The organism is Baekduia alba (genome assembly GCF_028416635.1).
GTDB classification, from domain to species: Bacteria; Actinomycetota; Thermoleophilia; order Solirubrobacterales; family Solirubrobacteraceae; genus Baekduia; species Baekduia alba.
In genome coordinates, this window is record NZ_CP114013.1 from 123,024 (window position 1) to 136,363 (window position 13,340).

13 protein-coding genes are annotated in these 13,340 nt (G+C 73.9%); 6 read left to right on the forward strand and 7 right to left on the reverse strand.

The window, feature by feature from the left end; genetic code table 11:
* Nucleotides 1–3: 3 nt before the first annotated feature.
* Nucleotides 4–1,086, reverse strand: a complete 1,083-nt coding sequence (locus DSM104299_RS00595) for a helix-turn-helix domain-containing protein (RefSeq protein WP_272475340.1) — start codon at nucleotides 1,084–1,086, stop codon at nucleotides 4–6.
* Nucleotides 1,087–1,166: 80 nt separating this feature from the next.
* On the opposite strand from DSM104299_RS00595, the gene DSM104299_RS00600 reads away from it, so the two are divergent.
* On the forward strand, nucleotides 1,167–1,658 hold the full coding sequence (locus tag DSM104299_RS00600; protein WP_272475341.1) for a nuclear transport factor 2 family protein: 492 nt from the start codon (nucleotides 1,167–1,169) through the stop codon (nucleotides 1,656–1,658).
* On the opposite strand, the gene tsaA is transcribed toward DSM104299_RS00600, so the two are convergent.
* Nucleotides 1,650–2,060, reverse strand: a complete 411-nt coding sequence (gene tsaA / locus DSM104299_RS00605; protein ID WP_272475342.1) for a tRNA (N6-threonylcarbamoyladenosine(37)-N6)-methyltransferase TrmO — start codon at nucleotides 2,058–2,060, stop codon at nucleotides 1,650–1,652. The two genes, DSM104299_RS00600 and tsaA, sit on opposite strands and share 9 nt — an antisense overlap.
* Nucleotides 2,061–2,086: 26 nt before the next feature.
* The gene (locus DSM104299_RS00610) at nucleotides 2,087–2,329 is read right to left on the reverse strand and encodes a hypothetical protein (protein WP_272475343.1); all 243 of its coding nucleotides are present in this window, start codon (nucleotides 2,327–2,329) and stop codon (nucleotides 2,087–2,089) included.
* Here DSM104299_RS00610 and DSM104299_RS00615 point away from each other — a divergent pair.
* Genes DSM104299_RS00615 through DSM104299_RS00625 form a run of 3 tightly spaced genes read left to right on the forward strand, consistent with a single transcriptional unit; the run spans nucleotide 2,328 to nucleotide 4,878 of the window.
* Nucleotides 2,328–3,254, forward strand: a complete 927-nt coding sequence (locus tag DSM104299_RS00615; RefSeq protein WP_272475344.1) for an ABC transporter ATP-binding protein — start codon at nucleotides 2,328–2,330, stop codon at nucleotides 3,252–3,254. The genes DSM104299_RS00610 and DSM104299_RS00615 overlap by 2 nt on opposite strands.
* A gap of 56 nt (nucleotides 3,255–3,310) precedes the next feature.
* On the forward strand, nucleotides 3,311–3,706 hold the full coding sequence (locus DSM104299_RS00620) for a RidA family protein (protein ID WP_272475345.1): 396 nt from the start codon (nucleotides 3,311–3,313) through the stop codon (nucleotides 3,704–3,706).
* Nucleotides 3,688–4,878 carry an MFS transporter gene (locus DSM104299_RS00625; protein WP_272475346.1) on the forward strand — a complete coding sequence of 397 codons (1,191 nt, stop codon included), beginning with the start codon at nucleotides 3,688–3,690 and terminating at the stop codon, nucleotides 4,876–4,878. The genes DSM104299_RS00620 and DSM104299_RS00625 overlap by 19 nt, the downstream gene beginning before the upstream one ends.
* Here the strand turns inward: DSM104299_RS00625 and DSM104299_RS00630 are convergent.
* A complete protein-coding gene (locus DSM104299_RS00630; RefSeq protein WP_272475347.1) occupies nucleotides 4,868–5,191 on the reverse strand; it encodes an alpha/beta fold hydrolase in 324 nt (107 codons plus the stop codon). The genes DSM104299_RS00625 and DSM104299_RS00630 overlap by 11 nt on opposite strands.
* 48 nt (nucleotides 5,192–5,239) lie before the next feature.
* Here DSM104299_RS00630 and ligD point away from each other — a divergent pair, with 48 nt between their 5' ends.
* Nucleotides 5,240–6,304: a non-homologous end-joining DNA ligase gene (ligD, locus tag DSM104299_RS00635; RefSeq protein WP_272475348.1), complete on the forward strand. Its 1,065-nt coding sequence runs from the start codon at nucleotides 5,240–5,242 to the stop codon at nucleotides 6,302–6,304.
* Here ligD and DSM104299_RS00640 read toward each other — a convergent pair.
* Nucleotides 6,301–7,170: an exodeoxyribonuclease III gene (locus DSM104299_RS00640; RefSeq protein WP_272475349.1), complete on the reverse strand. Its 870-nt coding sequence runs from the start codon at nucleotides 7,168–7,170 to the stop codon at nucleotides 6,301–6,303. The two genes, ligD and DSM104299_RS00640, sit on opposite strands and share 4 nt — an antisense overlap.
* A gap of 73 nt (nucleotides 7,171–7,243) precedes the next feature.
* Between DSM104299_RS00640 and DSM104299_RS00645 the strand changes: the two genes are divergently transcribed.
* Nucleotides 7,244–9,067: a hypothetical protein gene (locus DSM104299_RS00645; RefSeq protein WP_272475350.1), complete on the forward strand. Its 1,824-nt coding sequence runs from the start codon at nucleotides 7,244–7,246 to the stop codon at nucleotides 9,065–9,067.
* A 45-nt stretch (nucleotides 9,068–9,112) separates the two neighbouring features.
* Here DSM104299_RS00645 and DSM104299_RS00650 read toward each other — a convergent pair whose 3' ends face one another.
* Nucleotides 9,113–12,793: a hypothetical protein gene (locus DSM104299_RS00650; protein ID WP_272475351.1), complete on the reverse strand. Its 3,681-nt coding sequence runs from the start codon at nucleotides 12,791–12,793 to the stop codon at nucleotides 9,113–9,115.
* Nucleotides 12,794–12,843: 50 nt separating this feature from the next.
* The gene (locus tag DSM104299_RS00655) at nucleotides 12,844–13,299 is read right to left on the reverse strand and encodes a DUF3105 domain-containing protein (protein ID WP_272475352.1); all 456 of its coding nucleotides are present in this window, start codon (nucleotides 13,297–13,299) and stop codon (nucleotides 12,844–12,846) included.
* Nucleotides 13,300–13,340 lie beyond the last annotated feature (41 nt).

Here is a 13,340-nt window from a genome sequence, read left to right on the forward strand (position 1 = left end):
GCCTCAGGCGGCGAGCCGCAGCGCGAGCCCGAGCTCGAAGCGCGCCGAAGGGTCGTCGAGGTCGTCGCCGAGGCGCTCGCGCAGGCGCGTGAGGCGGTAGCGCACGGTCTGGTGGTGCAGGTGCAGCGCCTTGGCGATCTCGCGCGGGCGGCCCGGATGGTCGAGCCAGGCCTGGAGCGTCTCGCGCAGCAGCCGCTCGCGGGCAGGCGACGCGTCCCGCAGCGGGTCCAGGCGGGCGGCGACGAGCGCCTCGCCGGCGCCGGCGTCGGCGTGGACGATCAGGTCGGCGAGGTGGTCCTCCCAGCGGTGGGGGCGGTCGGCGGGCAGGACGCCGGCGCGCGCGAGCGCCGCCAGCCGGCGTGCGCGCGCGAGGCTGAGCGGCGCCTGGTCGGCCGCGACGGCGGGGCCGGCCGCGAGCGGGAGCTCCTCGGCGAGCAGCGCGTCGGCGTCCTCCTCGCGCGCGACCGCCACCGCCACGCCGTCGGCGCGGCCCAGCAGCAGGATGCGGTCGTCGAAGCGATGGCCCTCGGCCGAGAGCAGGACCGCGACGCGCAGCCGCGCGGGCAGCGGCCAGCCCGCGGCGGCGGCGAGCGCGTCGGCGTCGTCGCCGCGCCCGTCGAGCAGGGCGTCGAGCAGCGCCTGGCGCGCCCGGGCCCGGGCGCCCTGCGCGGCCTCGGCCTCGCGCGCGAAGCCCTCCAGCGAGTTGGCGGCCAGCTCGTCCATGTAGGCCATGGACTTGGACGCGAGCGTCAGCGCGACGTCGCCGGGCAGGTCCAGGTCGGCGGCGAAGGCCAGGACGCGGCGCCATCCGACCTGGGCGCCGATCCGGTAGGCCGCCATCAGCTCCTCGACGCTCGCGCCGGCCGCGGCCGTGGCGGCCCCGAAGGCGATGTGCCGCGCGCGGTCGTCGGGCGCGGTGTCGTCGAGGATCGCGACGAAGCGCTCGTGCGTGTGCGCGACGCCGAGGCGGACGTCGGCGGTGCCGACGCGCGCGACGAGCTCGGGGTGCTCGCGGTGCACGATCGCTTCGGTCGCGTCGGTCATCGCCGTGAGGTCCGCGCGCAGCAGCGCGATGAGCCGACTCATACCGTTGTGATGAAGCGCAGGGGCTGTTTCGTGCGTCATGGCCGTTGCGGGTTGATCGGTTCGTGCGTACCGTCGCAGATATGGAGCTCGCCGTCGACAGTCCCCTCTCCGCCTACCGGGCCGCCTACGACGCCCACGACCTGGACGCGCTGCTCGCGACCATGCGTCCCGACGTCGCGCTGCACTCCCCGATCACCGACCGCTTCGCGTTCCGCGGCCACGCGCAGCTGCGCGACCTGATGGAGGACGTGCACGCGGTGGTCTCCGACTCCGCCTACGTGCTCGACGTCGGCGACGACCGCACGCGGGTGCTGAAGCTGTCGGGCCGGATCGGCCGCCAGCCCTTCACCGAGACGCTGCTCATGCAGCTCGACGACGACGGGCTGATCGCGTCGATCGAGATCTTCGTCCGGCCGATGCCCGGCGTCACGGCGATGGCCGCGGCGCTCGGTCCCCGCATCGCCCGCCGGCGCTCGCGCGTGCGCGCGCTGCTGTTCCGCCTGATGATCGGCCCGCTGGCCTTCATGACGCGCACCGGCGAGCCGGTCGGCTCCAAGCTCGCCTCACCCTGAGGCGTCGGCCGCCTTGAGGTCGACGATCGGCGTCCCGTCCAGCGCCTCGAGGTCGGAGACGAGCAGGCGCGCGCCGTCGACCGCGAGCACGGTCACCGGATGCAACCCGATGGGGTTGGGCCGGTCGGGCGAGCGCGTGCTGAACACGCCGGTGAGCGGGTTGTCCGGGTTGCCGCGCGGCCGGACCTCGAGGACGTCGCGGTCGGCGTGGTGCAGCCACGTGATCAGCAGGAGCCGGTCGCCGGTCTGGATCGACCGGAGCGCCGGGAGCAGGTTGTCGTCGAGCTCGAGCCACGCGTCGGGCCCGCCTTCGGGACCCTGCTTGGGCGCGGCGGCGCGGTCGGTCAGCGGCGAGCGCACGACGCCGATCGGGCGCAGCGCGGGGGAGCGGTCTGGGGCCATCGGTCGACGCTACCCGGCGCGCGGCATCATGTCTTGGCATGGCCCCGCTCCCCAGGGTCCTCGTGCCCGGCCTCTCCACGACGCCGCGCCAGTTCTTCGCGCAGCTCCCGGCGCCCTGGCGCTTCGCGCCCGTCCACGTCGCCGACACGACGCGCGGCGCGACGCATCACGAGATCGCCGTCCCGACGCTGATGCTCGTCGGCGAGGCCGACCAGCTCACGCCGGTCGAGCACGCTCCAGATCGGGCTGTACTCCGTGTTGGTGTTCATGACCCAGCGGCTGCTGTGGCCGCTGACCGAGCTCGGCGAGACGCTCGACCTCTACCAGCGCGGCTGCGCGTCGATCCGGCGCATCCTCGACCTCGTCGACGCGCCGATCGCGATCCGGCCGGGCACGGCGGAGCTGCCGGCGCTCGCCGCCGACGCGGTCCCGGCGCGCGCGGCGGCGTTCCGCGACGTGTCGTTCTCCTACGGCAACGGCGTGCCGGTGCTCGACGGGCTGTCGCTGGACGTCGGGGCGGGGGAGACGCACGCGATCGTCGGCGCGACGGGGGCCGGGAAGTCGACCGTCGTCAAGCTGCTGCTGCGGCTGTACGAGGCCGGCGACGGCGACGGCGAGGTCGCGATCGACGACGTGCCGGTCGAGGCGCTGTCGTTCGGGTCGCTGCGCGGAGCGATCGGCTACGTGGGCCAGGACACGTTCCTGTTCGACGGGACCGTCGCGGAGAACCTGCGCTACGGCGCGTGGGACGCGAGCGACGACGCGCTGCGCGCCGCCGCGGAGCTGGCCGAGGCCGACGGCTTCGTGCGCGCGCTGCCCGACGGCTACGACACGCCGGTCGGCGAGCGCGGCGTCCGGCTGTCCGGCGGCCAGCGCCAGCGGCTGACGATCGCCCGCGCGCTGGCCCGCAACCCCTCGATCCTGGTCCTGGACGAGGCGACGTCGGCGGTCGACAACGAGACCGAGGCCGCGATCCAGCGCTCGCTCATGCGCGTCTCGCACCAGCGGACGACGATCGTGATCGCCCACCGCCTGTCGACGATCCGGCACGCCGACGCGATCCACGTGCTGCAGGCGGGCCGCGTCGTGGAGTCCGGCACGCACGACGAGCTCGTCGCGACCGGCGGGCTCTACGCCGCGCTGTGGGCGGTGCAGACCGGCGAGCTGGTCGCGCCGATCGCGCCGGCTCGCTGACCAGTCAGCAGACCACCTCCAGCGCGGCGAGTCCGCGCGGCGCTTAGGATCGGGGGATGGCCCTGCCCGAGTTCGCGTCCCCCGCCGGCCTCCCCACGCCGGCGGGCTACAGCCATGTTGTAGGTCTTCCGCCGGGGCGGCTGGTGTGGACGTCGGGGCAGGTGGCGCTCGACGCGACCGGCGCCGCGCCGGAGGGCTGGGAGGCGCAGACGCGGCTGGTCTTCGAGAACGTCGGGGGCGCGCTGGCGGCGGCCGGCGCGACGTTCGCCGACGTCGTCAAGTTGTCGTTCTTCGTGACGGGCGTCGCGGAGCTCGCCACGGTCCGCGCCGTCCGTGACGAGTTCGTCGACACGGCCAACCCGCCGACGAGCTCGCTCGTCCAGGTCGCCGGGCTGATCCGCCCCGACCTGCTCGTGGAGGTCGAGGCCGTCGCGTGGCGTCCGCCGGCCTGATCCGCCGCGGCGGCGCGGCGCGCGACCTGTGGCTGCTCGGCGCCGGCATGGCGGTCTCGGCCACGGGCGACACGGCCGCGCTCGTCGCGCTCCTGCTGCGCCTGCGCCCGGAGGGCACGGGCTGGGTCGCGGCGCTGCTGGCCGCGCAGCTCATCCCGACCGTCCTGCTCTCGCCCGTCGTCGGCCATCTCGTCGACCGGTTCGAGACGCGGCGCGTGCTGCTGACCGCCGTCGTCGGGCAGGCGCTGGTCGCGATCCCGATCGCGATCGTGACCGCGCCGGCCGCGACCGTCTCGCTCTTCGTCGTGCTCGGCGCGTTCAACGCGACGGTCCGCCCGGCGACCAACGCGCTGGTGCCCGCGATCGTGGGCGAGGAGCGCGCGATCGCCGGCTACGCGCGCCTCGCGCTCGGCCAGAGCCTGGGCTGGGTCATCGGGCCGGCGCTCGGCGGCGTGCTCACCGGCGCGTTCGGCTCGACCACCGCGCTGCTGGTCGACGCGGGCACGTTCGTGGTGTTGGCCGGCGCGTGCTTCCTGATCCAGACGCGGCGCGAGCCCGCCCCGGTCGACGCCGCGGAGGCGCACGGCGGTCGCGGGCGCCAGGCCCGGCTCGGCTTCCAGCTGCTCTGGAATGACCGCGTCCTGCGCGTGGTGCTGATCATCAGCGCGATCTCGATCGCCTGCGCGGTCCTGGACAACGTGGCCGCGCCGTTCCGGTTCATCGACCAGCTCGGGACGACGGCGACCGGCTACGGGGTCTACCTCGCGCTCTGGGGCGCGGGCGTCATGGCCGGGTCCCAGCTCCCGCCGCGCGTACCGACGGCGCGGGAGCGCTACGTCCCGGCGGTCGGCAACCTGCTGTGCAGCCTCGGGATCGCCGGGATCGGCCTGGCCCCGTCGCTGGCCTTCGCGTTCGTCGCCTCCGCGCTGGGCGGCGTAGGCAATGGCATGGCCAACGTCTCGCAGAACGCGCTGATCGGCAAGCGCGTCCCGGACCACCAGCGCGGGCGGGCGTTCGCGGCCAGCGGCGCGGTGATGCAGACGGCGACCGGGGTCGGGACCGCGGCGGCCGGGCCGATCGTCGCGACGCTCGACGCCGACGTGGCGATGATGGTCTTCGGCGGCCTCGGCGCGGCCGTGTGCGTCGCCGGCCTGGTGGCGCTCAGGCGGTGAGGCCGAGGATCAGCTGGGCGGCCTCCAGCGGCACGTCGAGCTGGACCGCGTGGCCGACGCCGGCGAGCTCGATCCAGTCGGCGGTCGGGAACCAGCGGCGGTAGCGCTCGGCCGCGCGCGGCCAGGGGAGGAGGCGGTCGTCGGCGCCCCAGACGAAGCGCAGCGGGCAGGCGATCGCGGACGAGTCCAGGACCCAGCCCTGGCGGTGGGCGAGCGCGGCCGCGCGCCCCGGCACGGCGCTGGTGGAGCCGCCGCGGACGTCGTAGACGATCGTCGTCGGAGCGGGCTCGGCGCTCTCGACACGCCCGGCCAAGATCGCCGCGTTGCACGGCCCGGGCCGCTCATGGCGTAGCTTCTCGGCATGCCCGCGTCCGAGGCCACGACCGTCGAAGCCGGGGGTCGCGAGGTGCGCGTCTCCAATCCCGACCGGGTGATCTTCCCGGCGACGGAGCGGACCGGTGAGGTCACCAAGCTCGATGTCGCGAAGTACTACGTGTCGGTCGAGGACGGGATCATGCGGGCGCTGCGCGACCGGCCGACGACGCTGGAGCGCTGGCCGAAGGGCGTGCATCCGGACATCGTGGTCTCCACCCGGGAGCGGGGCGGCGGCGACGCGTTCTTCCAGAAGCGGATCCCGAGGGGCGCGCCCGACTACGTCGAGACGGCGCGGATCGCGTTCCCGTCGGGGCGCTTCGCCGACGAGGTCTGCCCGACCGAGATCGCGGTCGTCGCGTGGGCCGCGCAGATGGGGACGATCACCTTCCACCCGTGGCCAGTGCGGCGCGAGGACGTCGACCACCCCGACGAGCTGCGCATCGACCTCGACCCCCAGCCGGGGACGGACTTCGCCGACGCGGTCCGGGTCGCCGCCGAGGCGCGCGGGCTCCTGGCCGACCTCGGCTACGCCGGCTTCCCCAAGACCTCCGGCGGCCGCGGCGTCCACATCTACGTGCGGATCGAGCCGAAGTGGACGTTCACCGACGTCCGCCACGCCGCGATCGCCTTCGGGCGCGAGCTGGAGCGCCGGCTCCCCGGCGAGGTCACGACGAAGTGGTGGAAGGAGGAGCGCGGTGAGCGCATCTTCGTCGACTACAACCAGAACGCGCGCGACCGGACGATTGCCTCGGCCTACAGCATCCGCCCGAAGCCGGGCGCGCCGGTCTCGGCCCCGGTGACCTGGGACGAGCTGCCCGACGTGACGCCCGAGGACTTCACGGTCGCGACGATGCCCGCGCGGTTCGCGCAGGTCGGCGACCGCCATGCCGCGATCGACGACGTCGTCCACTCGCTGCAGCCGCTGCTGGACATGTACGAGCGCGACGAGGCGGGCGACATGCCCTATCCGCCCGACTACCCCAAGATGCCGGGCGAGCCCAAGCGCGTGCAGCCGTCGCGTGACACGGACCGCAAGCGCGAGTCGGGCTAGTCCGCCGACTGCGGCAGCTTCTTGGTCCCGCGGCGCGCGGCCGGCGCGGACGGCGGCGGCACCATCGGCCCGATGTCGCCGTCGGGCGCCGCGTCGAGGTCCACGATCACCGGCGCGTGGTCGCTCGGGCCCTTGCCCTTGCGTGCCTTGCGGTCGATCCACGCGGCCTTCACGCGGCCCGCGACGTCGTCGCCGCCCAGGATCAGGTCGATCCGCATCCCGAGGTCCTGGTGGAACATGCCCGCGCGGTAGTCCCAATAGGAGAACACGCGCTCGCTCGGCCAGCGGTCGCGAACCACGTCGTGCAGCCCCAGCGCCTCCAGCTCGGCGAGCGCCGCGCGCTCCGGCGCCGTCACGTGCGTGTGGCCCTCGTAGGCCTCGGGGTCGAAGACGTCGTCGTCGGTCGGCGCGATGTTGATGTCGCCGCAGACGACCGTCCGCGCCGCGTCGCCCGCCTCGACCATGTCGCGCAGCGCCGCCAGCCAGGCCAGCTTGTAGTGGTAGTGGTCGGAGTCCGGCGACCGCCCGTTGGGGACGTAGACCGAGAAGACGCGCACGCCGTCGCAGACCGCGGACACCGCCCGCGCCTCCGGCTCCGGGAACCCCGGCCCGTCCGGGATGCCCCGCACGACGTCCTCCAACCCGACCTTCGACAGGATCGCGACCCCGTTCCACGACGCCTCGCCGTAGGTCGTGACGGCGTACCCGCGCTGCGACAGCTCGTCGCCGAAGAGCGCGGTGAACGCGTCGTCGGTGAGTTTGGTCTCCTGCAGGCAGACGACGTCGGGCTCGCGCTCGTCGAGCCACGGCAGCAGCCGCGGCAGCCGCTGCTTGACCGAGTTCACGTTCCAGGTGGCGATGCGCATCGCCACCAACGGTACGCGCCCGCGCGTAGGGCCGGGGTTGGCTCCGGACCGCTGAGCGATGCATACTGGCGTCATGCAGACGGCCGAGCGGATCCGGCGAGGCGGCGAAGCGGCGAGGCCGAGGCACGCGGCCGCGCCGGCGTCGAGGCGCGACCACGGCGCCGGCGCCCGCGTCGCCGCCCTCCAGCGCCGCGCCGGCAACCATGCGACCGCGCGCGCGATGCTCGCCCGTACGCGCATCGACCTGGACGACGGCACGCCGGTGCCCGGCACCGCCGAGGAGAGGCTCGAGCCGCTGCTCGCCTACCTGGACGCTCCGACCACCACCAGGAGGGACCTCGCCAAGCTGCAGCACCGCCTCCTCGGCCTCCCGCACCAGACCCAGTTCGACGGGCTCGCGCTCGCGGCGGTCCGCCTGCGGCTGAAGGCCACCGGCACGCGACCGGCGGAGGCGACCGGCGCCCAGCAGCAGGAGCCCAAGCGCGCCCGGGAGGACGAGGAGGTCCAGGTCGGCGTGGCCGCGGACGTCGACCCCCAGCTCGCGTCGATGGCGGCGTTGACCGCGATGGAGCACCTGATCATCACGCTGCCGCTCGCCGACGTCCTCGCCGTCGCCGGCGTGACGGTCAGGCTCCACAACGAGGTCAGTCGGGCGATCCAGCGGCGCTTCGTGCCGATCGAGCCCGCGCAGCCGCGCGTCGGCGCGCCCGGGACGATCGAGAGCCTCGTCGCGCCGCGCGTCCTGCACCTCCTCCTGCGCTACGCGGGCGGCCACGCCCCCGTGCTCGCCGACTTCCCGCGGCGCGCCCACGTCCTCGACGACCTCGCCCTGCCGCTGGTCCCCGACATCGTGCGCGCGCTCGGCTGGCGGCGGTACACGTCGGCGCTCAGGGTCTCGCCGAACATGCTGGTGCTGACGCTGACCGACCTCGCGGAGGAGGTCGAGCTGCACGCGACGACCTCGGCCCTGATCCGCGGCGGCGCGACGCACCCGGGCGGCCCGTACCGGACCCGGCCGGACCTGTCGGACGACCGACTGCGCGGCCAGCACGGGGACGTCGTCAGGTACTGGCTGGAGCTGTACGCCGCCGCGCAGCGTCGCGGCCAGCCGCGGAACCTCCGCATCGAGGACACGCAGGCGATCAGGTTCGCCAGTGCCATGGGCGCGACGGGCGCCGGCCATCACACGAGCGTCGTGAGCAGCGAAGGGCAGCCGACCTTCCATTCCAACCGGCACCTCTCGGACCAGCAGCTGACGAGGATCGGCCCGGGGCACCGGCCCGTGCTCGCGACCGAGGACTCCCGGAGGGGCTGGGGCCCGGAGCGCGGCGTCGGCCGTCACGGAAGGTGGGATCTGCCGTACCACTCGGAGTCGCAGAGCGTGGAGACGATCCAGCCCTGGCGGATCCGCTACGTCGGCAACCTCTACCGCGCGTGCGTGTCGTGCCTGGCGTTCTACCGGTCGATCGGCATCCCCTCGGTCCAGCAGGACCCGGCGCACGGCGGGTTCGACACGTCGCACGGCGCGAAGGTCCCGGCGATCGTCCCGCCGCTCGTGCGCGGCACGAGCGTCTACCTCGACGAGTACCTCGGGTACGGCGCGCAGGTCATGGTCGCGCTGCGCGCGGCGGTCGTCGAGCTCCTGCAGTGCCGCGCGAGCCTGGGCAACGCGCGCGCCAACGTGGACGCCGCGCGGCAGGCCGGCCAGACCGAGGATCAGCTCCGGCCGCTCGTCAGCCGCGTCGGCGCCCTCGAGAGGCGGCTGGCGAGGCTGGTGCTCCTCCCGCCGCAGCGCGTCGCCGAGCTCATGCTGGTCCTCGACGCGCTCGAGCGCGGCGAGGGCGACGCGTTCTACACCGAGCACAGGTTGGAGCCGCCCGGCGACAGGCTCGGCTAGCACGACCGAGGGGCGGCGCCGCGGCGCCGCCCCTCGTCGCCTCAACTAGCGGCAGGCCGTGCGCTTGACCCACTGCTTGCGCGGCAGGCGCGGGGTCGCGCCCGAGCGCTTCTCGGTCGCCTTCAGCGCGCCGCGGTTGCGGGCGCCGACGGCGAGGTCGTCGCGGACGCCGGCCACGGAGACCTTCACCGCGGTCCCGTTGGCGATTGGCAGCGCGATCGACTTGCAGCCAGCCGGGAGCAGGCGGCCGTACCTCGCGCCGGTGCTCGTCGTGACCGCGACGCTGTAGCGGTCGGCGCTCGCGTCCTCGTCCCACGCGGCGACGACCCACCGGGCGAAGCGCACCATGCGCAGGCGCGTCGGCGTGGCCGGCAGGTGCTGCTTGGGCGCCACGAACGTGGCGACCGTCTTCTGCGACAGCGGCAGGCCGTCGCGCTCGACGACCGCGATGATCGAGCGCCGGCCACCGGGGCCCGTCGACGGGCGGAAGTCCACGGTGTGGCACTTCACGACGCGGCCGTCCGGCGACGCCTTCGCGCCCGGGCACGTCTTCCCGTTGACGCGACCGACGAGCGTGCGCTGCACGCCGTCGCCCTTCTCGACGTAGGACAGCGTCGCACCCGCGGGCAGCGTGTAGGCGCTGCTGATCCGCTCCACGCCGCCGCGCAGCGCGTGCACGTTGGCCTGGACGGTCGCGGGCGGCTCGTAGGCCGAGGTCAGCACCTGCGTGATGCGGGGGCTGCCGCTCGGCGTCGCGATCGTCCACTTGCCGGCGCTCGGCTGCACGAGCAGGACCGAGGTCGAGCCGTCGGACGCGTTCTTGATGATCATGGAGCCGTTGGCGAGCTTCTTGGCCGGCTGGTCGGCCGGGACCGCGAGCTCTTCGCCCTTGGGGCCGTGGAGCGTCACGGTCGGGGCCTGGCCGTTCGCGCCCTTGAGCTGCAGCGCGATCGCCGGCGTGCCCTTGGCGATGCGCAGCGTCTGGTCGCCCTTGGCCGACAGGCCGGCGGTCCGCTGCGCGCGGTAGGGCCCGAAGTCGCACGAGGCGCCGAGCATGTTCACCGAGCTGGCGTGCCAGCGGTAGCCGAAGCCGCTGCGGAGCGGGATCTCACCGCGGATCCAGTTGATACGCCACGGCGCATACCACTTCCAGTCCGCCGCGCGAACCGGGTAGTAGTAGACGATGGTGGCGATCGTGGCGCAGCCGCCCATGCCGGTGCTCGAGGCGATCGCGTCGGCCCGCGCGCAGATCGCGGTCAGGCAGGCGCGGCCGCTGCCCTCGATGTTGAACTTCTTGGTCGACGTCTCCAGCCAGCCCTCGAGATGGCCGTTGACGCTGACCACGCCCAGCAGGCTCATTCCGGCGTCGACGTCGAAGTCGAGCGCGCCCGTCGGGCGGATCGTCAGCGAGCCCTGGCCGATCAGCTTGTCGAACACCTCGACCGAGCCGCCGACCTCGAGCGACCACGGGTGGCCGTTGAACGCGTCGGTGTAGAGGATGTGCCCGTTGATGCCGAGCAGCTCCTCCTTGGCGGTCGGGAAGACCGACACGCCGACGTCGCCGCGCAGCTTGAACGGCGGCGGGTTGAGGCACAGGCCGATGCCGACGCGGTTGAGGTAGACGCCGGTCGCGACCGGCACCTTGTTGCCCAGGTTGTCGACGAAGCCGCCGAGCTTGGAGATCGAGCCGTTGGAGACGCCGCCGAACGCGGCGAGCTTCGTCTCGGTCTTGGTGGGCAGGATGATGACGGCGTTGCCGTCCCAGCGGTTGGCGTTGCTGTCGCTGTTGCAGGTGACGTACGGCTTGCCGTCGAGCTCGGGCGCCTCGCACGGCTCGCCGCTCTGGCCGCCGGCGGGGATGTAGCTCAGGCACGCCTCCTCGACGCGCAGCTTGCCCATCCACACCTGGCGGGCGATGAGCCGCAGACCGTCGAAGTGCGTGCCCGCGTCGTCGATGCGCAGCGAGGCGTTGGCGGTCACGCCGCCGGCGCTCACGTCCGGGCCGGAGCGGAACGTGGACGGCATCTCGATCGTCAGCGGCAGCGTCGTGAAGTACTGGCCGGCGTCGGTCTTGCCGACCTTGATCGCGATCTGGCCGCGGAGCTTCAGGCCCATCAGCGTCGCCGCGCCGGCGACCGGCGCGGTCTGCAGCGTGCGGATGCCGTCGTCGTCGGCGACCTTGGTCGAGCCGGCGCCGACGACCTTGAGGTCGGCGGCGGTGCCGGTCGGCAGCAGCCAGTCGACCTTGCCCGAGTACACGTTGAACGCGGTCAGGTTGATGTTGGCGTTGTCGTCGGTGACGCGCGCCCGCGGCTGGGCGGTGGTCGGGAGCGTCACGACGAAGCGGGCGCCGGCCTTGGCGGGCGTGACCGGGAGGCCGTTGACCTTCACGGTGCCGGTCGAGACCCAGCGGGCGGGCTTGCCGTCGAGGCCGTTCTCGATCGTGAAGCAGGTGGAGCTGTCGAGCTTGACGGTGCCGAACTCGTAGCGCTTCTCGCAGGCCGGGACGGTCGGGACGATCGGGGTCACGGCCGGTGCGGTCGCCGGGGTCGTCGCCGCCGGGGTGCTCGTCGTGGGCGCGGGCGTCGTGGTCGACGGCGCCGGGGTGTCCGGCTGGACCTTGACGCGCAGCGTCCTCGTGCTGGTCAGCGGCGGCTGGGCGACGGTCGTGGCGTCGACGTTGATGCCCGTGGTCGTGGCGCCGAGGTTGGCCGGCGGCGACAGCGTGAGCGTCGCGGTGGCCGGGTTGCCCGTCGTCTGGGTCAGCGTGGCCCAGGACGGCAGGCCGGCCGGGGACAGCGTGACGCTGTTGGGCGACGTGCTCGTGTCGTCGGCCGAGAAGGTGATGGTCTTGGTCTCACCCGGCTTGACGGTGTACTCGCTCTCGAGGCCGTTGATGTTCGGCGGCGCCTGGCCGGCCGGCGCGACGGTCATGAGGACGTCGCGGTCGGCGAAGTCGCCCTGGCTGTCGGTGACGCGCAGCTTGTACACGTAGAACGCGCCGGGGGTGAACGACGTGGCGTTCGGGATGCTCAGGACGCCGTTGCCGTCGATCGCGACGATGTCGGTGTCCGGCGAGTCCGGGTCGGTCAGCGCGTTGGAGCCGCCGGGCGGCGTCTTCAGCGCGGTCTGGTAGCTCAGCGTGCCGCCGTCGGGGTCGCTGGCGTTGAGGTTCTGCGGGTCCTGGCGGACGACCGAGATGCCGGTCGCGGCGCTGGAGCCGAGGATCGGAGCGCTCGTGGTCTGGCCCGTGACCTTGTGCACCTGGGCGCTCAGCGCGACGTAGGCGGAGTTCGAGTTGGGGTAGTTGGCGATGCCCGCGACGCGGTTGCCGCTGCGCCACGAGATGGTGTAGTCGCCGTCGGGCGTGCCGTTGGCGAACGTCGTCGCGAGCGGGAAGTCGAAGGGCAGCTCGTAGACGCCCTCGCTGGCGCGGCAGACGGTGGCGGCGCCGGTGATCGTCTGGGACTGGACGACCTCCCCGTTCGGGCTCTTGAGGTCGACGTCCTGCGACATCAGCGACCCGACCCCGCTGGCGCACGCGCGGCGCTCGAGGTAGGTCATCGTGCCCTTCAGGTGCCCGTCGCTGGTGACGGACGCCGTGAAGAAGCCGCCCTGCAGGTGGGACGCCTGCGCGGCGGGTGCGGCGGCGAGGAGCCCGGCGCACATCAGCGCGGCTCCCGCGATCGATCGCAGCCGCGTTCGCGGGGCCTTGCGGAACATCATCGTGCAGAACTCCTAGGGGACGTCGTGGGGGCGAGGGATGGCCACGCGGCTCAGGCCTTCAGCGGCGGGTAGATCGCCGCCGCGAAGGCCCGGACACGGGCGGTCTGCGCGGCATCCGCCGCGGTGCAGGTCAGTTGCTGGCCGAGGCCGAGCGCCGCGACGGCGGCGTGCTGGCCGGGGCGCGGCGCCACGATCACGGGCGCCTTGGTCGCACGGCCGGCGGCGGCGAGCGCGCGCAGAGGGCGCAGCTCGGCGGCGGGCAGGCCGGGGCGGTAGAAGACGACGACGAAGCTGTGCGACGCGGCGTGCAGCGTCGGCACCGCCGGCGTGGGCTGGGTGTAGAAGCCGGGGTCGGTGACCGCGGCGTCGGAGCTCTCGAACGCCGTCTGGCGCTGGACCTCGGCCGGGTCGTCGGTGACGCCGAACTTCAGCGCGCGCTGGGTGCAGGCGCCGCCGGCGGCGTGCGGCACCGGCCGCGCACCGGCGTGCGCGCCCATGGTAAGCATGCCTGCGCAGAGTGAGAGCAGGGCGAGCGCGGCGAACACGA

Bases quoted from the DNA above. Each gene is read 5' to 3' on its own strand.
- DSM104299_RS00595 (WP_272475340.1), bottom strand. From the start codon at position 1,086: ATGAGTCGGCTCATCGCGCTGCTGCGCGCGGACCTCACGGCGATGACC.
- ligD (WP_272475348.1), top strand. From the start codon at position 5,240: ATGCCCGCGTCCGAGGCCACGACCGTCGAAGCCGGGGGTCGCGAGGTG.
- DSM104299_RS00655 (WP_272475352.1), bottom strand. From the start codon at position 13,299: ATGCTTACCATGGGCGCGCACGCCGGTGCGCGGCCGGTGCCGCACGCC.
- tsaA (WP_272475342.1), bottom strand. From the start codon at position 2,060: ATGGCCCCAGACCGCTCCCCCGCGCTGCGCCCGATCGGCGTCGTGCGC.
- DSM104299_RS00610 (WP_272475343.1), bottom strand. From the start codon at position 2,329: ATGAACACCAACACGGAGTACAGCCCGATCTGGAGCGTGCTCGACCGG.
- DSM104299_RS00620 (WP_272475345.1), top strand. From the start codon at position 3,311: ATGGCCCTGCCCGAGTTCGCGTCCCCCGCCGGCCTCCCCACGCCGGCG.
- DSM104299_RS00600 (WP_272475341.1), top strand. From the start codon at position 1,167: ATGGAGCTCGCCGTCGACAGTCCCCTCTCCGCCTACCGGGCCGCCTAC.
- DSM104299_RS00645 (WP_272475350.1), top strand. From the start codon at position 7,244: ATGCAGACGGCCGAGCGGATCCGGCGAGGCGGCGAAGCGGCGAGGCCG.
- DSM104299_RS00615 (WP_272475344.1), top strand. From the start codon at position 2,328: ATGACCCAGCGGCTGCTGTGGCCGCTGACCGAGCTCGGCGAGACGCTC.
- DSM104299_RS00650 (WP_272475351.1), bottom strand. From the start codon at position 12,793: ATGATGTTCCGCAAGGCCCCGCGAACGCGGCTGCGATCGATCGCGGGA.
- DSM104299_RS00640 (WP_272475349.1), bottom strand. From the start codon at position 7,170: ATGCGCATCGCCACCTGGAACGTGAACTCGGTCAAGCAGCGGCTGCCG.